At 67.0% G+C, this 23,408-nt stretch carries 21 protein-coding genes; 12 read left to right on the forward strand and 9 right to left on the reverse strand.

The annotated features are described in order from the left end of the window. The first annotated feature begins 10 nt into the window (after positions 1-10). Entirely contained in the window at positions 11-1,201 is a 1,191-nt protein-coding gene (locus tag ACO2Q4_RS17260) for a LysM peptidoglycan-binding domain-containing protein (protein ID WP_423320813.1), read from the forward strand. A gap of 52 nt (positions 1,202-1,253) precedes the next feature. Here the strand turns inward: ACO2Q4_RS17260 and ACO2Q4_RS17265 are convergent, their stop codons facing one another. From ACO2Q4_RS17265 to ACO2Q4_RS17280, 4 genes are all read right to left on the reverse strand, one after another. Next, complete coding sequence (locus ACO2Q4_RS17265; RefSeq protein WP_423320815.1) at positions 1,254-1,772, reverse strand: hypothetical protein; 519 nt, start codon at positions 1,770-1,772, stop codon at positions 1,254-1,256. A gap of 32 nt (positions 1,773-1,804) precedes the next feature. Then, the gene (locus ACO2Q4_RS17270) at positions 1,805-3,202 is read right to left on the reverse strand and encodes a TolC family outer membrane protein (protein WP_395134246.1); all 1,398 of its coding nucleotides are present in this window, start codon (positions 3,200-3,202) and stop codon (positions 1,805-1,807) included. 36 nt (positions 3,203-3,238) lie between these two features. Then, entirely contained in the window at positions 3,239-3,892 is a 654-nt protein-coding gene (locus ACO2Q4_RS17275) for a protein-L-isoaspartate O-methyltransferase family protein (protein ID WP_395134245.1), read from the reverse strand. Positions 3,893-3,986: 94 nt separating this feature from the next. Beyond that, positions 3,987-4,433: a PaaI family thioesterase gene (locus ACO2Q4_RS17280; protein ID WP_423320817.1), complete on the reverse strand. Its 447-nt coding sequence runs from the start codon at positions 4,431-4,433 to the stop codon at positions 3,987-3,989. 253 nt (positions 4,434-4,686) lie between these two features. Here ACO2Q4_RS17280 and ACO2Q4_RS17285 point away from each other — a divergent pair, with 253 nt between their 5' ends. Beyond that, positions 4,687-5,520: an aldo/keto reductase gene (locus ACO2Q4_RS17285; protein ID WP_423320819.1), complete on the forward strand. Its 834-nt coding sequence runs from the start codon at positions 4,687-4,689 to the stop codon at positions 5,518-5,520. 88 nt (positions 5,521-5,608) lie between these two features. After that, positions 5,609-6,052, forward strand: a complete 444-nt coding sequence (locus tag ACO2Q4_RS17290) for an RbsD/FucU family protein (RefSeq protein WP_311759947.1) — start codon at positions 5,609-5,611, stop codon at positions 6,050-6,052. A gap of 16 nt (positions 6,053-6,068) precedes the next feature. Here the strand turns inward: ACO2Q4_RS17290 and ACO2Q4_RS17295 are convergent, their stop codons facing one another. The 5 genes from ACO2Q4_RS17295 to ACO2Q4_RS17315 all read right to left on the reverse strand — a co-directional run bounded on the left by ACO2Q4_RS17295 (position 6,069) and on the right by ACO2Q4_RS17315 (position 12,247). Further along, entirely contained in the window at positions 6,069-6,455 is a 387-nt protein-coding gene (locus tag ACO2Q4_RS17295; RefSeq protein WP_423320821.1) for a hypothetical protein, read from the reverse strand. 69 nt (positions 6,456-6,524) lie between these two features. Continuing rightward, positions 6,525-7,568 carry a selenide, water dikinase SelD gene (gene selD, locus ACO2Q4_RS17300; protein ID WP_423320823.1) on the reverse strand — a complete coding sequence of 348 codons (1,044 nt, stop codon included), beginning with the start codon at positions 7,566-7,568 and terminating at the stop codon, positions 6,525-6,527. Position 7,569: 1 nt separating this feature from the next. Next, entirely contained in the window at positions 7,570-10,674 is a 3,105-nt protein-coding gene (locus ACO2Q4_RS17305; RefSeq protein WP_423320825.1) for an efflux RND transporter permease subunit, read from the reverse strand. Then, positions 10,674-11,945: an efflux RND transporter periplasmic adaptor subunit gene (locus ACO2Q4_RS17310; RefSeq protein WP_311759951.1), complete on the reverse strand. Its 1,272-nt coding sequence runs from the start codon at positions 11,943-11,945 to the stop codon at positions 10,674-10,676. Before ACO2Q4_RS17310 ends, ACO2Q4_RS17305 begins: the two co-directional genes overlap by 1 nt. Before the next feature lie 128 nt (positions 11,946-12,073). Beyond that, entirely contained in the window at positions 12,074-12,247 is a 174-nt protein-coding gene (locus ACO2Q4_RS17315; protein ID WP_311759952.1) for a DUF1674 domain-containing protein, read from the reverse strand. Positions 12,248-12,301: 54 nt separating this feature from the next. Here ACO2Q4_RS17315 and ACO2Q4_RS17320 point away from each other — a divergent pair, with 54 nt between their 5' ends. The 9 genes from ACO2Q4_RS17320 (at position 12,302) to ACO2Q4_RS17360 (ending at position 23,407) form a co-directional block, all read left to right on the forward strand. Next, positions 12,302-13,591: an RsmB/NOP family class I SAM-dependent RNA methyltransferase gene (locus tag ACO2Q4_RS17320; RefSeq protein ID WP_423320828.1), complete on the forward strand. Its 1,290-nt coding sequence runs from the start codon at positions 12,302-12,304 to the stop codon at positions 13,589-13,591. Positions 13,592-13,621: 30 nt separating this feature from the next. Further along, positions 13,622-15,268 carry a heparinase II/III family protein gene (locus ACO2Q4_RS17325; RefSeq protein WP_423320830.1) on the forward strand — a complete coding sequence of 549 codons (1,647 nt, stop codon included), beginning with the start codon at positions 13,622-13,624 and terminating at the stop codon, positions 15,266-15,268. 37 nt (positions 15,269-15,305) lie between these two features. Beyond that, positions 15,306-16,895 carry a bifunctional phosphoribosylaminoimidazolecarboxamide formyltransferase/IMP cyclohydrolase gene (gene purH / locus ACO2Q4_RS17330; protein WP_311759955.1) on the forward strand — a complete coding sequence of 530 codons (1,590 nt, stop codon included), beginning with the start codon at positions 15,306-15,308 and terminating at the stop codon, positions 16,893-16,895. Positions 16,896-16,999: 104 nt separating this feature from the next. Next, a complete protein-coding gene (gene lspA, locus ACO2Q4_RS17335; protein ID WP_395134230.1) occupies positions 17,000-17,704 on the forward strand; it encodes a signal peptidase II in 705 nt (234 codons plus the stop codon). A gap of 32 nt (positions 17,705-17,736) precedes the next feature. Continuing rightward, on the forward strand, positions 17,737-18,312 hold the full coding sequence (locus tag ACO2Q4_RS17340) for a DUF3035 domain-containing protein (RefSeq protein ID WP_311759956.1): 576 nt from the start codon (positions 17,737-17,739) through the stop codon (positions 18,310-18,312). A gap of 104 nt (positions 18,313-18,416) precedes the next feature. After that, entirely contained in the window at positions 18,417-19,811 is a 1,395-nt protein-coding gene (locus ACO2Q4_RS17345; RefSeq protein ID WP_423320833.1) for a M16 family metallopeptidase, read from the forward strand. After that, positions 19,808-21,121, forward strand: a complete 1,314-nt coding sequence (locus ACO2Q4_RS17350; protein ID WP_423320834.1) for a M16 family metallopeptidase — start codon at positions 19,808-19,810, stop codon at positions 21,119-21,121. The genes ACO2Q4_RS17345 and ACO2Q4_RS17350 overlap by 4 nt, the downstream gene beginning before the upstream one ends. A gap of 43 nt (positions 21,122-21,164) precedes the next feature. Beyond that, on the forward strand, positions 21,165-22,985 hold the full coding sequence (gene mutL / locus ACO2Q4_RS17355) for a DNA mismatch repair endonuclease MutL (protein WP_423320836.1): 1,821 nt from the start codon (positions 21,165-21,167) through the stop codon (positions 22,983-22,985). Between the two features lie 50 nt (positions 22,986-23,035). Further along, complete coding sequence (locus ACO2Q4_RS17360) at positions 23,036-23,407, forward strand: DUF3775 domain-containing protein (RefSeq protein WP_311759960.1); 372 nt, start codon at positions 23,036-23,038, stop codon at positions 23,405-23,407. Position 23,408: the final 1 nt, after the last annotated feature.

The following is a 23,408-nucleotide window of genomic DNA, read 5'->3' on the forward strand; positions in this document are numbered from 1 at the left end:
GATCGGGCAGATGGTAGATTTCGCGCGGCTTGCATGTGCTGCCGGGATGTTGGCGGTGCTGGTGGGCTGCAGCCCGCAGGGGGGCGTCAACCTTAGCACGTTGGACGCGGATTTGCGGGGATGGGGCGGCGGCGGACTGGACACAGCCCCGGCCGCAGCGGCGGCCGCGCCGCGTCCAGCGCCGGACAGCCGCGGGATCATCAGCTATCCCAGCTATCAGGTGGCGATCGCCCGTCAGGGCGACACCATCGCCGCAGTCGCTGCGCGGGTCGGCCTGAATGCGGCCGAACTGGCGCGCTACAACGCCATTGCGGCCGACGCGCCGCTGAATCCGGGATCGGTCGTCGCCTTGCCGCGTCGGGTCGCGGCTGGTGCGCCGGTCGCCGCGACTGGGGGCGCGCGCGTGACCTCGACCACCGGTCAGGTCAGCGATCCGTATGCCGGGCAAGGTGTCAGGCAACCGAACGTCCCGCCGCCTGCGGGTGCGACCGGGGCTGTGACGGCGGGCGCGGTCACGCAGCCAGCCGCAAGCCAGCCGCGCCAGCATGTCGTCGCGCAGGGCGAGACAGCGTGGTCCATTGCCCGCAAATACGGTGTCTCGGTCAATGATCTGGCGTCCTGGAACGGATTGCCGTCCAGCATGGCGGTTCGGAATGGCCAGCGCCTGCTGATCCCGGTCGCTGGTAAATCGCCGCAACCCCTTGCCGCGCTGACGGCACCCGGAACAGGCAGCCCGACGCCGCGGCCGCCATCCTCGTCCGAGCCGCTGCCGAACGAGAAGACCAAGCCTTCGAACAGTCCGACCAACAAGCCCGCAAGCCCCGATCTGGGCAAGACGCGCACCGCGGCCTCGGGCAATGGCAAATTCCGCATGCCTGCGAATGGCGCGATCATCCGCACCTACGAAAAGGGCAAGAACGAAGGCATCGACATTTCGGCCGCGCCGGGCACCACGGTTTCGGCGGCAGCCGCCGGCACCGTCGCGGCAATCACCCGCGACACCGATCAGGTGCCGATCATCGTCCTGCGCCATCCCGACAACCTGATGACCGTCTATGCCGGGCTGGACGATGTCGCCGTGACCAAGGGCCAATCGGTCGCGACCGGCACGGCCCTTGGCAAGGCCCGCAACAAGGGCGTGGTGCATTTCGAGGTCCGCAATGGCTTCGACAGCGTGGACCCCGAGAAATACCTGAACTGAACTGAACTGAACTGCCATTGCCGCGGCGTGGACGCGGCATGGCGACGCAGGCTTAGGGGCCGATCGCGGCTTCGCGGATGACCGCCTCGATTTCCTGGCGAATGACCCGGTGCAGGTTGCGGCTGAAGGTCGCGCCCATCTCGCCCTCCATTTCCTCGCGCAGTGACGCGCGGATCAGGCTGCGCAGGTCTTCGCGATCGGCATGTCCCTCGGGCGCCAGAAACATGTTCCGCAACTCGGGCCCTTGTGTCCCCTCGGGCGCCTCCAGAGGCGAGGCGATCTCCTCGATGACGGCGATCGTCGCTGCGGGCGGGGCCAGCATGCGGGCCAAGGCGGCCTCGGCCTCCGCGAATTCGGCTGCTTCCTCTTCGCTCATGGCGGGGTCTTCGAAGGGCGGCGGCGCGACCTGATCGGTCTGCGACAGGACCAGGGGCGAAGGTGCCGGCAGTTTCGTCATAACCGCCTCAGGAGGTGTTTCCTGCGCGATGAGACGCCGGATCGAGGCCAACACGTCCCCCACATTTGCGGTCTGGGGCAGCGGCAGACGCTGCACTGCCAGTTCAGCCTGCATCGCGCGCCCCCGTGGCAGGGGCGCAGCCGGCGTTATTGCTTGCCGATGGCGCGCAGCACGCGGTCGAGGCTTTCGCCCTGCCGGCTGGTGAAGGGTGCGTCCTGCACCGCATTGTAATAGGCCGTTGGGTCATAGGTCGGGATTCCCAGTTTCAGGTTCTCTACCGTCAACAGACCCATAGCGGACAGAAGTTGATAATGTGCTAATTGCAGGTTGGCTTCGGCGGTGATCTTGTTGGCCATCGCCTCAAGCACCGATTGTTCGGCATCCAGCACGTCCAGCGTCGTCCGCGCGCCCAGCAGGGATTCCTCGCGCACGCCGTTATAGGCCTGGCGGGCCGCGACGATCTGTTCGTCGATCGCACCGATCTGTGCGCGTGCCACATCGATGCCCGCCCAGGCATTTCCGACCGCCTGGTCGACCTGACGGGCGGTGTGCAGCAGCGATGACCGCGTGGCATCGCGCTGTGCCATGGCCTTGCGGTGGGCGGATGGCAGGCGTCCGCCCGAGTAGATCGTCTGCGACAGGTTCAACCCGATCGAGCCGACATCGGTGGTCGTGCTGACCCCGCCGCCGCTGATCGACTTGGACCGCGTCGTGCTGATGCCGGCGGTGCCGGTCAGTTCGGGATTGCGTTCGGCGGCGGCGGCGGCAACGCCAAGCTCCGAGACCGCGGTCTCACGCTTTGCCTGCTGGATCAGCGGATGGGTACGCTGCCCGATTTCGCGCGCGGCGACCAGGTTCGCGGGCAGCTTCGGCGTCGGCGGCGGCGGGGCAAGGGTGCCAGGGAACTTGCCGGTCAGCGCGCGGTAATTCTCGCGCGCGATCTGCAGGTCGCCCTGCGCGGTGGCCAGTTCCGCCCGCGCCTCGGCCAGGGCCGCATCGGCCTGCGAGACGTCGGTTTGCGTAATCTCGCCCACTTCGAAGCGGTCCGTCGCGGCCTGTTGTTCCTGACCGATCACGCGGACCGAGTTCGATTGCAGCTCGACCTGCTCGGTGGCGCTGCGCACGTTCAGATAGGCTTCGACCGCGCCCAGAAGCACGTCCTGTTCCACGCCGACCAGCGCGGCGCGGGTCGCCAGAACCGATTCCTTGGCGATGTCGATGGCGATCGCATTCCGGCCCCAGTCGTACAGCGTCATCTGTGCCTGCAGCGACAGGCTGGCCGAGTTGGCGTCGAACCCCTCGATGTTCTGATAGGTGTATTCGCCGACCCACTGCAGGATCGGGCGCAGCGCGGCAAGGGCGGTGGCGGCATCTTCGTCGGCCGCGCGCAGGACGGCCCGGTTCTGTTCGAGCAGGGCCGAGTGCCGATAGGCCGCGACCATCGCATCGGCCAGCGTTTCCGCCTGAGCAGGCAGGGCCATGGCACCTGCAAGCGCCGCCGCGACGAGCGGCTTGCGCAGATTTCTCAGCCTGGTGCCCAACATGTCCTGCCCCTTTTGCGTGCCTTTTGCGTGGCTTTCTTACAAGACGAAACCCCGGACCTTCTCGAAGCCGGGCAGGACGGGCGCGCCCGCGTTGAAGGCAAAGCGCCAGTTGATGCGCCCCTCGACCTTGCGTCCGATGCGGACCGTGCCAAGATTGCCCTCGCGGAACAGCGCGACGACCCGACCGCCGTCGCGCAGCTGCTCGGCCAGCGCGGCGGGGAATTCCTCGATCGCGCCCTCGATCAGCATCGCGTCATAGGGGGCCTGGCTGGCGTAACCCTGGTTCAGCGCGCCGGTCACGACCGCGGCGTTGAAGACGTCCTGCGCGGTCAGGCGCGACTGCGCCTCGGCCGCCATGGCAGGGTCGTCCTCGACCGCGACCACGGCCTGGGCGATCATCGCCATCAGCGCGGCGGTATAGCCGTAGCCTGCGCCGACATTCAGCACGAGGTCGCCGGACTGCAGGTCCAGCACCTCCATCATCTTGCCAAGGGTGCGCGGCTCCAGCAGCACCCGGCCTGCGCCAAGCTCGATGTTCTGGCCGGCATAGGCCACATCGCGGCGGGCGTCGGGTACGAATTGCTCACGCGGAACATGAAGCATCGCATCGATGACGGGATAACTGGTCACATCGTTGGGGCGGACCTGGCTATCGACCATCATGGTGCGGCGCTGGGCGAAATCGGTCATTCTGCGAACCCTGCTTTCGGTTGCTTTCGAGTCCTATTGCCACGAAAAAACCCGCTGGGCAACGCCACCCGCAACCAAGGCCGGGCGATGGCGGTCATGTGACCGCCCCTTGCGACCGCGTTGCGCCGGCGTCATGCCATTCCATCACCATCTGCGTCTGGGTGACGATGGCGGCGACCTTCCCATCTGCGCGGCTGATCGTGGTCTGCCAGATCATCGTCGTGCGCCCCTTGTGAAGCGCGATGCAGCGGCCGTGGGCGACATCGCCGATGCGGATCGGGCGCAGGAAGTTGGTCTTGCTTTCCAGCGTGGTCGTCGCCTGTCCCGACCCCAGATTCAGGGTGGCTGCAGTTCCGCCCAGATTATCGGCAAAACCCATGATTGCACCGCCATGCAGCACGCCATTGCGGTTCGACAGTTCGGCCGTCGCCGTCATCTCGGCCACGACCTCGTCGGGATCTGCCGACATGACCCTGATCCCCAGAAAATGTGCGAATGCCGGTTGGTCGGCTGCAAGCCTTTGACGTTCATCGTCCTGCATGGACCGTCCCTCTTTTGGGTCATGCTGAACCGGAGGGGCGGGGCCGTCAAGCCAAGGGCAGGGCGCAGGCATGTGTTGCCGCGGGCCTGTGTCCGCCATGCCAAGGCGGGGGATCTGCCGGTCTGGGCAGAAAGCGGGCTTTCGGGCGCGGCAGGCAAGGAATCCGTTGTTTCCGGGCCCGGTTCCGCGCAACATCCCGACCTGTCTCTGGCATCGCCACTGGTGCCGGAACCCGAAAAGGACAGATCCAGGAATGATCCCGCGCACCAAGCTTCCCGATGGCGAAACCGTTCCCTCACTGGGGCAGGGAACCTGGATGATGGCCGAAGATGCTGAGGATCGCGCCGCGGAACTTGCCGCGCTGCGGTGCGGGCTGGATCTGGGAATGACGCTGATCGACACCGCCGAGATGTATGGCGAAGGTGCTGCCGAGGAACTGGTTGCCGAAGCGATCGAGGGGCGGCGGGATGAGGTCTTTCTGGTCTCCAAGGCCTATCCTTGGCACGCCTCGGCGCGGGAACTGCCGCTGGCCTGCGCGCGCAGCCTGAAACGGCTGGGGACCGATCGGATCGACCTTTACCTGCTGCATTGGCGCGGCAAGGTGCCGCTGGACGAGACCGTCGCTGCGATGGAGAGACTGCGCGATCAGGGCCATATCCGGCATTGGGGGGTCAGCAATTTCTCGGTCGAGGATATGGACGAGCTGACGGCCGCGGGCGGCAGGCGCTGCGCGGCGAATCAGATTCTTTACAACCTGACGCGACGTGGTCCGGAATGGGACCTGCTGCCCTTGCTCGAGGCGCAGGGAATCGCCGCGATGGCCTATAGCCCGGTCGAACAGGGCCGACTGGCCCGGCATCCGCGCCTGCACCGGCTGGGCGCGGACCTTGGCCTGACCGCAGCGCAGCTTGCGTTGGGCTGGGTTCTGAACCGCTCGGGCATGATCGCGATCCCCAAGGCCGGGCGGGTCGAGCATGTCCGCCAGAACCTTCGCGCGGTCGAGCTTGGCCTGCCGCGCGACGTTGTGTCCGAGCTGGATTCCCTGTTCCTCGCCCCCTCGGGACCGCGCCCGCTTGAGATGATCTGATCGCCGCGGCATTGACGACGGCGCGCTGACGGCATTTGTTGGCGCTATATTCCGAACGAACCGGGCCAACCGGACAGGAGGCTTTTACATGCTCAAGGGCATCGATCCGCGCGTTTCACCCGACCTGCTCTACGTGCTGGCGCAGATGGGTCATGGCGACGATCTGGCGATCGTGGACCAGAACTTTCCCGCCGCCAGCATCGCACGGGGCTTGCCCTATGACCGCGTGCTGACCGTCGGCGTGCGGCTGAACGTCGCCGTGACGCTTGTCACGAACCTGATGCCGCTGGACACCTTTGTCCCGGCGGCGGCGACGACCATGCAGGTGGTGGACGATCCCGAATCCGTCCCCGAGGCGATTGCCGAAACGATCCCGATCATCGAACGGGCGGGTTCGTCGCTGCAATCCATCGATCGCTTCGGTTTCTACGAGTTCACGCGCAACAGCTTCGCGATCCTGCAATGCCTGGACACGCGGCTTTACGCGAACATCATCCTGAAGAAGGGCGTGCTGCCGCTGATCGCCCGCTAGGGCGCGCAGCCTCGCATCAGCAGACCGGCGCGGGTTCGGGCCTGCCCTTCAGGTCCAGCCCGCGCGCGGTCGGCGCGTGCCAGGTCTTGGTGTGCCGCGTCGCGCCCGAGGGGTTGGTCCCGATCAAGGACCCCCCGGCACCCCCGCTCCATCCCGTCGAACCGGAATTTCCGGGCGCGGTTCCGTCGGCGCTGGCCGTGGGCGGGGTCGCGGGTTCGGCCTGTGCGGCGACCGGCGGGCAGTCACCGGCATCCGCCCTTACGGTTTCGGGGGGCTCGGCGGGCAATGGCGGGCTTGTGGTGGTCGTGCCGGACACAGGCGGCGTTTCGGCCAGGGCGGGAAACGCGGCCGAAGCGGCGAACAGGGCGGCCACAAGCAGGTGGGGCAGGCGATGACAGGACATGGGCTGATCCCTCCGTGATGGCAGGGGAACGCGCCGTGCCGGCGGCGGTTCCCCTTGCCTGCACCGGGGTCAGGCCACGGTGATGCCCGGCGTGCCGGCTTCGGCCCGCCCGATGATCGCGGCCAACGGAAAGCCTGCCGCACGAATGCTTGCCAGCAGGTCCGGTGCCGCATCCGCCGCGCAGGAGACCAGAAGCCCGCCCGAGGTCTGCGGATCAGTCAGTAGCGCACGCTGCCAGTCCGGCAGGTCGGGGGGCAGGCTGACCTCGGCGCCATAGGCAGCCCAGTTCCGGGTCGATGCCCCGGTGAAGTGCCCGGCCCTGGCAAGCTCTGCCGCGCGGTCCAGCAGGGGCAGGTCGGCCAGGTCCAGATGCAGGCGCAGCCCCGCGCCCCGTGCGATCTCCAGCCCGTGGCCAAGGATGCCGAAGCCGGTCACGTCGGTGATGGCATGAACCTCGGGGCGCTTCGCGAGGTCGCTGCCGATGCGGTTCAGGGTGGTGGCGCTGGCCACCATCTCGGCGATGCCCTGATCATCCAGCGCACCTTTCTTGATCGCGGCGGAATAGATGCCGACGCCGATGCCCTTGGTCAGGATCAGCAGGTCACCCGGTCGCGCATCGGCATTGCGCCGCAATTCGGACGGATGGCAAAGTCCGATCACCGCAAGGCCATAGATGGGCTCGGGCGCGTCGATGGAATGGCCGCCCGCGACGGGAATGCCCGCCTCGGCGCAGATTTCGCGCCCGCCGGCCAGGATCTCGCGGATCTGCGCGGGGGCAAGCTTGTCGATCGGCATTCCCAGGATCGCCAGTGCCATGATCGGCCGCCCGCCCATCGCATAGATGTCCGAGATGGCGTTGGTCGCGGCGATGCGCCCGAAATCGCGCGGATCGTCCACCATCGGCATGAAAAAATCCGTGGTGGCGATGACGCAGGTATTGTCGTCGACCTGCCAGACCGCCGCGTCATCTGCGGTTTCGGTCCCAACCAGAAGCTGGGGAAAGACCTGCGTGACGGGCTGGTCGGCCAGCAGCTCTCTCAGGACCGAGGGGGCCAGTTTGCATCCGCATCCGCCCCCGTGGGCAAGTGAGGTCAGACGGGGAAGTTCGTTCATCTCATCGCTCCTTCTTGCCGCGCCGGTCGGTCAGCCTGCGCACGGTAACGTAGAAGGCCGGCACCATGAAGATGCCAAGGAAGGTTGCCGCGATCATCCCGCCCATCACGCCGATCCCGATCGAGTTCTGGGCACCCGCGCCCGCCCCGGTCGCCACCGCCAGCGGCAGCACGCCCAGGATGAAGGCCAGCGAGGTCATCAGGATCGGCCGCAGCCGCTGGCGCGCGGCCTCGGTCGCGGCCTCGATGGCGGATCGTCCCTTGTCCTGAAGCTCGCGCGCGAATTCGACGATCAGGATCGCGTTCTTCGCGGCAAGGCCGATCGTGGTCAGGATGCCCACCTTGAAATAGACGTCATTGGCCTGCCCAAGTGTCAGTGCCGCGATCACCGCGCCAAGGACGCCGACCGGTACCGCCAGCATGACCGAGAACGGGATCGACCAGCTTTCGTAAAGTGCGGCAAGCGACAGGAATACAACCAACGCCGACAGCGCGAACAGATAGGGCGCCTGATTCCCGGCCTGGCGTTCCTGATAGGACAGGTCCGTCCAGGCAAGGCCGTAGCCGCCCGGCAGGGCCGCGACCATTTCCTCCATCGCGTCCATCGCCGTCCCCGAGCTGACGCCGGGGCCGGGCTGCCCCTCGATCGAGATGGCGTCCAACCCGTCCAGCCGCGCCAGCCGGGGTTCGACTGGTTCCCAGCGCGTGGTCATGAAGGCCTTGAAGGGTACCATCTCGCCCTCGGAATTGCGGGCATACCAGCTGTCCACATCCTCGGGCTGCATCCGGTTTTCGGCCCGGCCCTGCACGACGACCGGGCGCAACTGCGCGCCAAGGGCAAAGTCGTTGACCTCGGTCCCGGCAAAGATCGTCGACAGCATCGAGTTCACGCCCTTGACCGAGACGCCGAAGCTTTCCGCCTTTTGCTGATCGATGTCGATGCGCAGCGCGGCCTCGTCCTCGGATGCGCCGCTTTCGACATTGTCGACGCGGTTGTCCTGTGCCGCGTTCTGCTCCAGCAGGTCGGCGGCCTTGGTCAATTCCTCGACTCCGCCTCCGGACTGGTCGAGCAGATAGAAGGTGAAGCCCGACGAGTTCCCCAGCCGCGGAATGGCCGGCGGCTGCATGAAGATGATCCGGCCCGCGCGGTGGCTTGCGAAATGCGCATTGGCGCGCTGCGCCACGGCCGAGGCGGACAGCGTCTTGTCGCCGCGCGCGCCAAAGTCGCGCAGCTTCACGAAGACCATCGCCTGGTTCTGCGCGGTGCCGGAATAGCCGAAGCCCATCGCGACGAAGACCGATTCCACGGCAGCCTTTTCGTCCTTCAGCATGTAATCTTCGATTTCCTGCACCACTGCGGCAGTCTGCTGCGCGGTCGAACCCTCGGTCAGGGTGATGCGCGATTGCAGCACGCCCTGATCCTCGGTCGGGATAAAGGTCGTCGTCATGCGCTCGAACAACTGCAAGGCGCCGAAGCTGATCGCGGCCAGCACGATCATCACCAGAAAGGGACGGCGCAGCGTGCGCCGAACGGTCGCGGAATAGCCGTTCGTCACCCGGTCGAAGCCGTGATTGAACCAGCGCGCCGGGGCAAATCGCGGCTCGCCGTGGCCGGGGCGCAGCAGGCTGGCGCACATCGCGGGCGTCAGGATCAGCGCGACCAGCAGCGACAAGACCATCGCGGTGATGATCGTCACCGAGAACTGGCGATAGATGACGCCGGTCGAACCCGCCATGAAGCCCATCGGCAGGAACACGGCGGACAGGACCAGCGCGATCCCGACCAACGCCCCGCTGATCTGGCCCATGCTTTTCTCGGTCGCCTCGACCGGTCCAAGCCCGTCCTCGGCCATCACGCGCTCGACGTTTTCCACGACCACGATGGCGTCATCGACCAGCAGGCCGATGGCCAGAACCATCGCGAACATCGTCAGCGTGTTCACCGAATATCCCAGTGCCGCAAGCATCCCGAAGGTGCCCAGCAGGACGACGGGAATTGCGATGATCGGGATCAGGGTCGCGCGCCAGTTCTGCAGGAACAGCAGGATGACCAGGAAGACCAGCACGATCGCCTCAAGCAGCGTGTGGTAGACCTTTTCGATCGACAGCTCGACAAAGGGCGCGGTGTCATAGGCGATATGGATCTCGACCCCTTCGGGCAGGGCGTTCTTCAGCCCGGCCAGCGTGCTGCGGACGGCCTCGGCGGTTTCGACCGCGTTCGCGCCCGTGGCAAGGTTCACCCCGAAACCCGAGGCGTTCATGCCGTTGAACCGGGAATCGCGGCCATAGCTGGTCTGGCCGATCTCGACCTCGGCGACATCGCCCAGCCGCACGGCGGCGCCGTCCGACCCGGTCTTCAGCAGGATGTTGCGGAAATCGTCGACCGAGGTCAGCTGGCTTTGCGCGGTGATCGTGGCGGTGAACTGCTGGCCCGCGATCACGGGTTGGCTGCCCAGATCGCCGACCGAGACGGTGCTGTTCTGCTCGGCCACCGCCGCGGTGATGTCGGTCGGCGTCAGCTGGAATTGCGCCAGCCGCAGCGGGTCCATCCAGATCCGCATGGCATAGCCCGAGCCGAAGACGTTGACCCCGCCGACTCCTTCGGTGCGCTTGACCGGGCCTTCGACCACCTGTTCAAGCAGGTTGCCCAGTTCGATCGTCGAATGCTGCCCCGTGGTCGACACGAGCGCTCCGACCATCAGGATCGAGGATGAGGAACGGGTGACGTTCACGCCGTCGTTCTGCACCGGCGTCGGCAAGCGCCCCTCGACCGAGCGAACCTTGGACTGGACTTCGTTCAGGGCATCGACGGGATCGACGCTGTCGTCGAAGGTCATCGTGATGGTGGAACGCCCCTGCGCCGAGTTCGAGACGGTATAAAGCAGCCCGTCGAGCCCCGTCAGCGCATCTTCGATGGGGGTCGTGACCGAGTTCTGCACGGCCCGCGCCGTCGCGCCGGAATAGTTGGCGGTGATGCGGATCGTCGTCGGCGCGATGTCGGGATATTGCGAGACGGGCAGCCCCAGCAGCGACCATGCGCCGACCAGCATGGTGACGATCGCGAGAACCCAGGCAAAGACCGGGCGGTGGATGAAGAAGCGGGCCATCAGTTGCCGCCCGCGGCTTTGTCCTGCCCCGCCTTGTCCGATTGCGCCTTGTCCTGATCACCTGACGCCTGCACGTCCTTATTCTGTCCGGCCGCGGGCTGATCGCCTTCGGCCTTCGCGTCGACCTCGCGGACCACGCCCTGCTCATCGATACGGACGGGCACGGTCTTGACCTCGGCGCCGGCGCGCAGGTTGTCCAGCCCGTCCAGTACGAGCTGCTCTCCGGGGCTGATGCCTTGGATGACCACCCAGTTGTTGCGGTAGTTGCCCTGCGCGCTCAGCGTGACCTGCTGGGTCTGGCCGTCGCGGACGACAAAGGCAGTCAGCGTCCCGTCCGAAGCCCGGCGCGTCGCGCGCTGCGGCACCAGAACGGCGCGAGTCGAGCCCAGCGTCATTTCGACACGCAGGAACTGGCCCGGCAGGATCAGCTTGTCGGGATTGTCGAATTGCAGGCGGATCGGCACGGTGCCGGTGGTGGGGGACACGGCGATGCCGGGGCTGACGATGCGCCCGGCGCCCTTGTATTCCTCGCCCGTCTCAAGGGTCAGCTGGGCCTGCACCTCGCCGGTGCTGACCAGCTTGCCCTTGTCGATCTGGGCGCGGTTGCGCAGGATGCTGGCACTGGATTCCGACACGTCCACATAGATCCGGTCAAGCTGGGTGATCGTGGTCAGCGCCTCGGACTGGTTGGCGGTGACGATATCCCCGACCGAGACCTCGGCCACGTCGGCCATGCCGTCGATCGGGCTGGTGATCTGGGTCCGGTCCAGCGACAGCCGCGCGGAATCGCGCGCGGCCTCGGCCGATTTCAGGTTCGCCTCGGCCTGTTTCAGCGCGACTTCGGCAGCGGCGCGGTCAACAGCGGAAACGCCCTTCCCCTCAAGCCGGATATAGCGGGTGACGGTGTTCTGGGCCTCGGTCAGTGTGGCCTCGGCACCGGCGACGCCGGCTTCGGCAGCGGCCAGGGCCGCAGCCAATGTCTCGGGGTCGATGCGGAACAGCACGTCTCCGGTCTTGACCGGGCGCGCGGGGTCATAGGTGATCTCAAGGATCTCGCCGCCGACCTGGGGGCGGATCGCGGTCTGCTGATAGGCGATGGCCCGGCCGGGCAGGGTCACGGTATAGGGCACGTCCTCTTCCGAGGTCACCATCACGCCGACTTCGCGCGGACCCTTCTGCGCTTGGCGGTGCTGTGCCCATGCCGGTGTCGTTGCCAATCCCGAAACCAGCAGCAGCGCCACCCATTTCGACATCGTTTGGCCAAATCTCATCTGCTGCCGATCCCTGCGGTTTGGTGTGCCCGACTCTCTAGTCGGCAAAACCCAATGGCAAGTAAATGGCCGCCGTCGCCCGCATCACGGAATCGCCATCCGGCGTGAGGAGCGGTCGCGCAAAGGCGTCAGAAATCGACGCAGATGCCCTTTTTCTCGTAATCGCCGAAGCGCACGGGTTCTGGGCCGTCGCGGCCGCCCAGTTCCTCCGGCAGGTCCAGCGGCGGGGTCTTGCGGCGGCGCTCCTCGGCCTCGGCCAGCGCGCGCTGGGCGGCGGGGGGAAGATCCTTGTGGTCGGTCATGGCGGTTTTCCCTGCATCGCGGTAAACCCGACCTATCTAGGCATGGGGGCCGAATTGGACAAGACGCGCAAGAATGGGCGGGGACCGCGTCCCGAACGCGGGGACACCGCGCGGCAGGGCACGATGCGCCTGCTGGCGGCGGTCGAGGCCGGTGCGACCCTGGACGAGGCCGCTGCCGCCATCGAGACGCTTGAGCCGGCCGCCCGCGCCCGTGCCCGCCGCCTTGCGCTTGAGGTGTTGCGCCGGGTCGAGCGTTGCGATGCCCTGCTGGCCCCGCATCTGGCGCGCAGGCCGCGCCCCGAGATCATGCGCGTTCTGCGCCTTGCGACGGTCGAGTTGCTGGCGTTGGGCGAAGCGCCGCATGGCGCGGTCAATGCTGCGGTCTCGCTTTGCCGCGGGCTGGGCGGCAAGGGGCAGGCCGCGGCGGGCATGGTAAACGCCGTCCTGCGCAAGGTCGCTGCCTCGGCTGATGCCTGGGCCGCGCTGCCACCCCAGCGCCTGCCGGACTGGATGCGTGGGCCCATCGTTTCACAATGGGGCGAAGACGTTGCCATCGCCATCGAGGCTGCGCAGGAGGCCGGTGCGCCCCTGGACCTGACGCCAAGGTCGGGCGATGCGCCGGGCGAGACGCTGTCGACCGGGTCGCACCGCTTGCCCTCGACCACGCAGATCAGCGCGCTTGCCGGATATGACGGTGGCGACTGGTGGGTGCAGGACGCAGCGGCGGCGATGGCGGTCCGGGTCCTGAATCCCAGGCCGGGCGAAAGGATCGCCGATCTTTGCGCCGCGCCCGGCGGCAAGACCATGCAGCTTGCCGCGGCAGGGGCAGAGGTGACGGCGCTGGACATCTCGTCGTCACGACTGGCGCGGGTGGCCGAGAATCTGGAACGATGCCGGTTGAAGGCAAGCCTGATCGCAGCGGATGCGCTGGAGTGGCGGCCCGATGCGCCGCTGGATGCGATCCTGCTGGATGCGCCCTGTTCGGCCACCGGCACCGTGCGGCGCCATCCTGAACTGCCGCTGATCCGCGATGGCAGCGCCCTGTCGGGGCTGGTCGCCCTGCAGGCGCGCCTGATCGATCATGCGCTGTCGATCCTGCGTCCCGGCGGGCGACTGGTCTTTGCAACCTGCTCGCTTCTGCCTGCCGAGGGCGAGGAGCAGCTTGCCGCGGCTTTGGCCCGCAATCCCGGCGTCACGGTCGAACCGGCTGCTGCCCCCGGAATCGAGCCGGGCTGGCTGACGCCGCAAGGTGCGCTGCGCCTGCGTCCGGACCTGTGGCCGGATCGCGGCGGCATGGATGGGTTCTTCATCGCGTGCTTGCGGAAATCAGGTGCAAAGTCCTAAACTTGCCCCGTTCCAGCGAATGCGGCACAGATGAACGACACGCCCTCACCCCGAGGATTCCTGCGCCGGCCCGAGCCGAAGGCCATCGGCCATTCCGGCCTGGGTGAGCAGATCATCGCGGGTCAGATCAATCTGGGCGGCGTCACCCTGACGGGAGATTTCTTCGCCGTCGCGACTTCGGCCTCGGTCGCGGCGGAATTGCATGGTTTCGGTTGGCTGGACGACCTGGCCGCGGTCGGTTCGCCCAAGGCGCGGTCGATCGCGCAGCACCACGTCCTGCACTGGCTGCGCAAGCATCGCGCGGGGCCGAGGGATGGGCCTGAATGGCAGCCCGCCATTGCCGGGCGTCGGGTGCTGCGCTGGATCTTCCATGCAGGGATGATTCTGCCGGGGCTGGACCGGGACGAGGCAGAGCCCTATTTCCGCGCGCTTGACCAGCATCTGACCCATCTGCGTGGCAGTTGGTATGACTGTCCCGACGGCTTGCCGCGGCTTGAGGCGTTGGCTGGGCTGGCGATCGGGGCGATGTCGCTGCGCGACCGGCATGTCATGGCCGGTCCTGCCCTGATCGCGCTGGCCGAGGAGGCGGATGCGATGGGCGTTGCCACGCTGTCGGAATCTCGCTGCCCGGAAACCCTGCTCGACGGCATGGCCCTGCTGGTCTGGGCGCAAGAGATCGCCGACGAATCCGGGATCGAATCGCCCCCCGAGCTGCGCACCATCATCGCCGAGATCGCGCCGATCCTGCGTGCGCTGCGCCATGCCGACGGCTCGTTGCCGCGGTTTCACGGCGGCGGGCGCGGTGCGGCGGGGCGGCTTGACCGCTGCCTTCGCGCGGCCGAAGGGGCGGCCTTGCCCGCGCATGGCCTTGCCATGGGATTTGCCCGCATGGCGCGGGGGCGCACGACGCTGATCCTGGACGCCTCGCCCCCGCCCGGTGGGCCGGCGGCAGCACGCGCCCACGCCTCGACCCTTGCCTTCGAACTGACCGTCGCGCGCCAGCCGCTGATCGTGAATTGCGGGCCGGGGGACGGCTTCGGCCCGCTTTGGGCGCGGGCCAGCCGCGCGACCCCCAGTCATTCGGCGCTTTGCCTTGAGGGGCTGTCCTCGTCCCGTCTGAGCGCCAGCCGGCAGAAGGATGAGCCGGATATCCTGACCGAGCGTCCCGGCCTTGTCTGGGCGGGGGATTGCGATGCGCTAGGCAACCTGACGCCCCCGAATTGCGGGCCCGCCCATGCGCAGGATCCCGCGCATCTGCTGGCGGGACATGACGGCTGGCTGGACAGCCACGGCCTGACCCATCTGCGGGAACTGTGGCTTGCCCCCGATGGCGGGGCGCTGGAGGGCGAGGATTCGCTGGCCGCGCTGGACGCCACTGCGCAGGCCCGGCTGGACCATTTGCGCGGCCCGGACGGACTGGCCTTCGACATCCGCTTTCACCTTCATCCCGAGGTCGAGGCGCGGCAGCAGGACCAGGACATCCTTCTGACCCTGCCCACCGGTGATGAGTGGCGCTTTGCGCATGACGGCGTCGGGCGTGTCGCGCTTGAGGCAAGCTGCCTGCTGGATCGCGGCCTGCCGGAGCCACGCCCCGCGCGCCAGATCGTGCTTTCCGCGCGTTTGCAGGGCCGCGCGATCCAGATCGGCTGGACCTTGGCGCGTTCCGGCGCTAGGTGACTGGGCAAATCCGCGATCCAATACGGGGCTCCCACCGATGACCGACCGCATTCCTCTGAAGCGCGCGCTGATTTCCGTTTCCGACAAGACGGGGCTGATCGACTTTGCCCGCGCCCTTTCCGCGCGCGGGGTCGAGCTGCTTTCGACCGGCGGCACCGCCAAGGCGCTGCGCGGCGCAGGGCTTGCTGTGATCGACGTGGCCCAGGTCACCGGCTTTCCCGAGATGATGGATGGCCGCGTCAAGACGTTGCATCCGTCGGTCCATGGCGGGCTGCTGGCGCTGCGCGACAATGCCGAGCACATGTCGGCGGCCAATGCCCACGGCATCGGCATGATCGACCTTCTGGTCGTGAACCTTTACCCCTTCGAGGAGACTGTCGCGAAGGGCGCGGATTACGACGACTGCATCGAGAATATCGACATCGGCGGCCCGGCGATGATCCGTGCGGCCTCCAAGAACCACGCCTATGTCACCGTCGTCGTCGATGTCGCGGATTATGCCGCTGTCCTGCACGAGCTGGACCAGAACGACGACACCACCAGCTATGTCTTCCGCCAGCGGCAGGCGCAGATCGCCTATGCCCGGACCGCGGCCTATGACGCGGCGGTGTCCGGATGGCTTGCCCAGTCCATCGGCGAGGCGACCCCCCGCCGCCGCAGCTTCTCGGGCGAGCTTGCCCAGACCCTGCGCTATGGCGAGAACCCGCACCAGTCCGCCGCCTTCTACAAGGACGGCTCGGACCGGCCGGGCGTCGCGACCGCGAAGCAGTGGCAGGGCAAGGAACTCAGCTACAACAACATCAACGACACCGACGCGGCGTTCGAACTGGTGGCGGAATTCGACCCGGCCGAAGGGCCTGCCGTCGCAATCATCAAGCACGCCAATCCCTGTGGCGTTGCCCGTGGTGCCACCGCGCTCGATGCCTACCGCCGCGCCTATGACTGCGACCGCACCTCGGCATTTGGCGGGATCGTCGCGCTGAACTGCACGCTGGACGCAGATACGGCCCGCGCCATTACCGAGATTTTCACCGAGGTCGTCATCGCCCCCGACGCGACCGAGGAAGCACGCGAGATCTTTGCCGCCAAGAAGAACCTGCGCCTGCTGACCACGGGCGGACTGCCCGATCCGTCGGCCGCTGGCACCTCGTTCCGGCAGGTGGCGGGCGGCTTTCTGGTGCAGGGACGCGACAATGGCCGCGTCGCCCGGGCGGATCTGAAGGTGGTGACGCAGCGCCAGCCCTCGGATCAGGAGCTGGACGACCTGCTGTTCGCCTGGACCGTGGCCAAGCATGTCAAGTCGAACGCCATCGTCTATGCCAAGGATGGCGCGACCGTGGGTATCGGCGCGGGTCAGATGAGCCGCGTCGATTCGACCCGCATCGGCCGTCGCAAGTCCGAGGACATGGCCGAGGCGCTTGGACTGGCCGAGGCGACGACGATCGGTTCTGCCGTCTCGTCCGATGCCTTCTTTCCCTTTGCCGACGGGATCGAGGCGCTGGCGGCCGCCGGGGCCAAGGCGGTGATTCAGCCTGGCGGTTCGATGCGCGATGCCGAGGTGATCGAGGCCGCCGACCGTCTTGGACTGGCAATGGTCTTTACCGGCCAGCGCCACTTCCGCCACTGATGAGCCCGTCCGCGACCCCAAAGCCGCGGAAGTCTCCGACGGCGACGCGCAAGGCAGGTGCCCCGAAACGGGGTGCCCGCCCCCCGGTCTGGCGCAAGGTCGGCTTGACCGCCGCGGCGGTCTTCCTGCTGGATCAGGCGCTGAAATATCTTGTCGTGCATATCCTGCAACTGGATCGCGTGCGCGAGATCGATGTGCTCAGCCCTTGGCTGAATCTGCGCATGGCCTGGAATCAGGGCATGAATTTCGGCCTGTTCGCCAGCGATGTCGATGTCATGCGCTGGGTGCTGATCGCGATCGCCATTGCGGTTTGCGTTTGGGTCGGGGTCTGGATCGGGCGCACCCGACCGCGCAGCTTCGCGCTGATCTCGGCCGGAATGCTGATCGGCGGCGCGCTTGGTAACGTCGTCGACCGTCTGCTTTACGGCGCGGTCGCGGATTTCCTGAACATGTCGCTGCCCGGCTGGCGCAACCCCTACAGCTTCAACGTGGCCGATATCGCGATTTTCCTGGGCGCGGTCGGACTGGTCCTGCAACCGCCGGAAAAGCAGGTTGCGGCCAAAACCCGGCGCCAGCCCGCAAAGACGCGGGATGCGAAGCCGCGTGCCGCTGTTCCCGCGCAGGCGCAGGTACCCGCGCCTGAAGCGGCACCGGCACCCGCACCGTCTGGCGCACCCGTGGCGGCCCCGGCCTCGCGACCGTCGGCGCACTCGACCGGTCCGGGTCATGCCCCCACGCAAGGCGAACTCGCGCTGGATCCGACCCCACCCGACGACAAGCCCCGTGACGAGCCGGGCAATTCACGCTAAGAACGGCGCAAGACGAATATGAGGGACGGAAGATGCGGGCGATTGCGCTGACCATGACCATGCTGCTGCTGGCCGCGTGCAGCACCGATCCGCAGCTGATGAATCTCAGCACGAACCGTTCGGGACCGGACGAATTCGCCATTCTTCCGACGAAGCCGCTGACAATGCCACCGGACCTGAATGTGTTGCCGACCCCGACGCCGGGCGGCAGCAACATCACCGATCCGACGCCTGAAGCGGATGCCGTCGCTGCGCTTGGCGGCAATCCCGGCCAGCTTGCGGCGCAGGGGATCGGCAGCGCCGATGCGGCGCTGGTCGCCTATAGCTCTCGGCTGGGCCGCGATCCGGCGATCCGCCTGACCACCGCGCAGGAAGATCTGCAATGGCGTCAGCGCCATTCCCGCCGCGCGCTGGAAGTCATTGCCCGCACCGACGTCTATTACCGTGCCTATGACCCGATGACCCTGGACAGCTGGGCCGAACAGGAACGTTGGCGCCCGACCGGCGTGCAGATGCCGGCCGCTCCGCCGCGCGAAAGCCGCGGCAACGCCGACGCCATCGCCGCCCAGCGGGCCGAGGATCGGAGCCCGATCCTCAGCGGCGACTGATCCGGCCCGCGCGCACGATCACGGCATGATGACGGGCTGCTGACTTGCGCGGCCCGCCCGGTCAGGGCAGGTTCTGGCAGCGACCCGGAACCGGAGCCTGCCCCATGTCTATCCTGATGCGCCTTTCGCCCCTTGCGCTGGCGCTGGCCGCGACCCCTGCGCTGGCCGAAATGCCCAAGGGAATCAGCCATTTCAAATTGGATAACGGTCTTGAGGCCGTGGTAATCGAGGATCACCGCACCCCGGTCGTCGTCCAGATGGTCTGGTACAAGATCGGCTCGGCCGATGAACAGCCCGGCAAGTCCGGCATCGCGCATTACCTGGAACACCTGATGTTCAAGGGAACCGACCGGCTGGGACCGGGCGAATTGTCCAAGACGGTCACCGCCAATGGCGGCATGGACAATGCCTTTACCAGCTATGACTACACCGCCTATTTCCAGCGCATCGCCTCGGACCGGCTGCCGCTGGTCATGGACATGGAATCCGATCGGATGGCCAATCTGCGCATCGGCGAGGATGACTGGAAGGCCGAGCGTCAGGTCGTGCTTGAAGAGCGCTCGCAGCGCACCGACAGCGATCCCGGCGCCCAGTTCTCTGAGGAACGCAGCGCCGTCCAGTTCTACAACCATCCCTATGGCCGCCCAGTCATCGGTTGGCGGCACGAGATGGAGGGGCTGACCCGCGACGATGCCATCGCCTGGTACGATGCGCATTACGCCCCGAACGACGCGGTGCTGGTCATCGCGGGCGACGTGACGCCCGAAAAGGCCAAGGAACTGGCCGAGAAGTACTACGGTCCGATCGCCCCCAAGGAAAATTCGACCCGCAAGCCCCGCCCGCAGGAGCCCGAGCAGCGTTCGGCCCGCCGGATGGAGCGCAGCGACCCGCGCGTCGCACAGCCCGTCCTGATGCGCACGACCCTTGCCCCCGAACGCAATGCCGGCGACCAGAAACAGGCCGCCGCGCTGACCGTACTGGCCGAACTGCTGGCGGGTTCGGCCCAGACCTCGGTTCTGGCCCGGGATCTGGTGCTGACGGGCAAGGCGCTTTACGTCGATGCCTCTTATGACGGGTTGACAGTCGATCCGACCACGTTCGGCCTGTCTCTGGTTCCCGGCCCCGGTGTCGGGAACGCCGATGCCGAAGCGGCGCTGGATGCCGCGCTGGCGAAATTCCTGCAGGACGGCCCGGATGCCCAGCAGCTTGAGCGGGTCAAGACCCAGATCCGGGCCGCGCGCATCTATGCCCAGGATTCGGCGCATGGCCGGGCCTATGACTATGGGCAGGGGCTGTCGGTCGGCCTGACGGTCGAGGATGTGAACGACTGGCCCGACATTCTGGGCGACGTGACTGCCGACGACATCCGCGCCGCCGCGAAGCTGGTTCTGGACAGCCGCGCCAGCGTCACCGCATGGCTTCTGCCGCAGGCGGGGGCCGATGCCGCCGCTGCCGAAGCCGTCCCTGCCGCAGCCACCACTGCCGAGGAAGTCCAATGATCCGCGCGCTTGCAACCCTTGTCTTCGTCGCGCTGGCCAGCCTGCCGGCCCGTGCCATCGAGATCCAGGAAATCACCTCTCCCGGCGGGATCAAGGCCTGGCTGGTCGAGGATCACTCGATCCCCTTCACCGCGCTGTCCCTGATGTTCAAGGGCGGCGCCAGTTTGGACGCGCCTGAAAAGCGTGGTGCGATCAACCTGATGACCGCGCTGCTTGAGGAAGGCTCGGGCCAGATGAACTCGGTCCAATACGCCGAGGCGGTCGAGGGGCTGGGGGCGATGAACCGCTTTGACGTGGGCGATGATGCCCTGACCGTCAGCGCCCGCGCCCTGACCGAGAATCGCGACCAGGCCGCCGACCTGCTGCGCCAGGCCCTGACCGACCCGCGCTTCGACGCCGACGCGGTCGAGCGTGTGCGTGCGCAGGTCCAGTCTGTGATCCTCAGCGAGGCGACCGACCCGAGCTCGATCGCGGCCAAGGAAATGGCCCGCCTGTCCTGGGGCGATCACCCTTATGCCACCTCGATCAACGGGACGGCGGAATCGGTCAAGGCGCTGACCCGTGATGACCTGATCGACGCCAAGAACCGCGTATTGGCGCGTGACCGCGTGGTCGTAGCCGCAGCGGGCGACATCAGTGCCGAGGATCTTGGCAAGCTGATCGACAAGATCCTGGGCGGGCTGCCCGAAAAGGGATCTGCGCCCCTGCCGGAACCCGCCAAGCTTGGCCTGACCGGCGGTGTGACGGTCATCGACTGGGACAGTCCGCAGACGGTGGTGAATTTCGCGCAACCCGGCCTGCCCATGTCCGACCCCGACTATTTCGCCGCCTTTGTCGCGGACCATATTCTGGGCGGCGGCGGCTTTTCCTCGCGCCTGATGGACCAGATCCGCGAAAAGCGTGGGCTTACCTATGGCGTCGGAACCGGCCTTTCGAACGGTGTCTATGGCGAGACCTGGGCCGGGGCCATGGCCAGCGCCAATGAAAAGGTGGCCGAGGCCATCGGTCTGATCCGTCAGGAATGGGACCGCTTCAGCCAAAGCCCGGTCAGCGACAAGGAGCTTACCGACGCCAAGACCTATCTAACTGGCGAATATCCCTTGCGGTTCAACGGCAATGGCAAGATCGCCAGCATCCTTGCCGGGATGCAGCTGATCGGGCTGCCCGCCGATTACGTGAATACCCGCAATTCGAAGATCGAGGCCGTCACCGCCGAGGACGTCCAGCGCGTTGCCAAGCGCCTGCTGCATTCCGACCAGATCCGCTTCGTCCTGGTCGGGCGGCCGCAGGGCATCTCGGCAAGCAACTGACGAACTCTTTCCTGATTTGTCCGATACTGCTAAATCTTGGGGCATGAACAGTCATGCCCCCAACATGCGTCCCATCATCCGCCAGCTTGATGAAGCCGCCGCCAACCGCATCGCAGCGGGCGAGGTGGTTGAGCGCCCGGCCTCGGCGGTCAAGGAGCTGGTCGAGAATGCGTTGGATGCCGGCGCGAGCCGCATCGACATCGCGATCTCCAAGGGGGGCAAGGGGCTGATCCGCGTCGGTGACGACGGTTGCGGCATGACAGCCGAGGATCTGCCGCTGGCGCTGTCCCGCCACGCCACCAGCAAGATCGACGGCAGCGACCTGCTTGATATCCGCAGCTTCGGCTTCCGGGGCGAGGCGCTGCCCAGCCTTGGTGCTGTCGGCCGCCTGACGCTGACCAGCCGCGCGCAGGGTTTCGAGGGGGCGCAGATCGCCGTTCAGGGCGGGCGCATCGGCCCGGTCCGGCCCGCAGCGGGCAATCGCGGCACCATAGTCGAACTGCGCGACCTGTTCTTCGCCACGCCCGCGCGTTTGAAATTCCTGCGCAGCGACCGCGCCGAGACGCAGGCCGTGGCCGAGGTCATCCGCCGCCTTGCAATGGCCGAACCCTATGTCGGCTTCACCCTGACCGACGAGGATGAGGGCCGCCAGCTTCTGCGCGTCGATGCCGAGCAGGGCGAGCTGTTCGGCGCGCTCCAGACCCGGCTGGCCCGGATCATGGGGCGCGAGTTTATCGAGAATTGCCTGCCGATCGACGCGACCCGCGACGGTATCACCCTGACCGGCTTTGCGGCGCTGCCGACCTATTCGCGGGGTGCCGCAGTGGCCCAGCACCTGTTCGTGAACGGTCGCCCGGTTCGTGACAAGCTGCTGACCGGGGCGCTGCGCGCGGGCTATATGGACGTGCTGCCCTCGGGGCGCTATCCGGCCGCGGTCCTGTTCGTGACCTGCGATCCCCATCAGGTCGATGTGAACGTCCACCCGGCCAAAGCCGAGGTGCGGTTCCGCGAACCCGACATCGCCCGAGGTCTTGTTGTCAGCGCCCTGCGTCACGGGCTGGCGGGGGCAGGGCATCGCAGCTCGACCACGGTGGCGACGGCGGCGCTTGGCGCGGCACGGGTCGAGGCTGCGCCGGAGGCGGTTGCAACCCGCGCCTATCAGGCAAGCTATGCCCCGGCCGCACGCCCCTCGCCGCAGGCCATCGCCGCGAGCATGGCCTTTCAGGCCCCCGGCTTTGCCGAGGCGCCGACGGCGCGGGTTGAACCGGAAATCGAGGTCGAAGTCGACGCCCCTCTGGGCGCCGCCCGCGCACAGCTGCATGAAAACTGGATCATCGCCCAGACCGCGAATGGCATCGTCATCGTCGACCAGCATGCCGCGCATGAGCGGCTGGTCTATGAACGGCTGAAGACCCAGGCCGAGGCGCGCCGTGTCGCGAGCCAAGCCCTGCTGATCCCCGAGATCGTCGAACTTTCTGACGCGGACGCGCAGCGGATCCTGTCCATCGCCGATGACCTGGCAGAATTGGGGCTGGTGATCGAACCGTTCGGCGGTGGCGCGGTTGCCGTGCGCGAGGTTCCGGCCCTGATCCGCCGCATCAATGCCCCCGCGCTGATCCGCGACATCCTGGACGATCTTGCCGATCAGGGCACATCGGACCGCTTGAAGGCCCGCGTCGATGCGGTGCTGTCGTCGATGGCCTGCCATGGCTCGGTCCGTTCCGGCCGGCGGATGACGGCGGACGAGATGAACGCTCTGCTGCGCGAGATGGAGCGGACGCCCCGTTCGGGACAGTGCAACCACGGCCGCCCGACCTGGATCGAGCTGAAACTGGGCGACATCGAGCGGCTTTTCGGTCGCTAGTTGACCTGCGCCCCGGCTGGCGCGACACTTCGCTGCAAGGAGAGGTCGCCATGCTGGAAATCAGCCCTGAGAAGATTGCCCATGTCATCATCCGCGCGCGTGAATACGACAGCGGGGTCAACGCCTGGGCGCATAGCGGCCATCGGCGGGGTCACGGGACCGAGACCGAGCTTTCCGAATTCATCGCCAGCCTGAACGATGATGAAAAGGCCAGCCTTGTCGCGGTGATGTGGATTGGCCGCGACACCTTTGCCGCCGAGGATCTGGCCGAGGCAATTCGCACCGCCAAGGTCGAGAACCGCTCGCCCACCGAGAGTTACCTGATGGGAGAGCCGCAGCTGGCCGATTACCTTGAAGCCGGGATGGAGGCCTTGGGGATTTCACCCGAAGAGGCCGAGGATGACCTGCATCACCCCGTGTGAC

This window comes from Paracoccus sp. KR1-242 (genome assembly GCF_049446195.1).
GTDB classification, from domain to species: Bacteria; Pseudomonadota; Alphaproteobacteria; order Rhodobacterales; family Rhodobacteraceae; genus Paracoccus; species Paracoccus broussonetiae.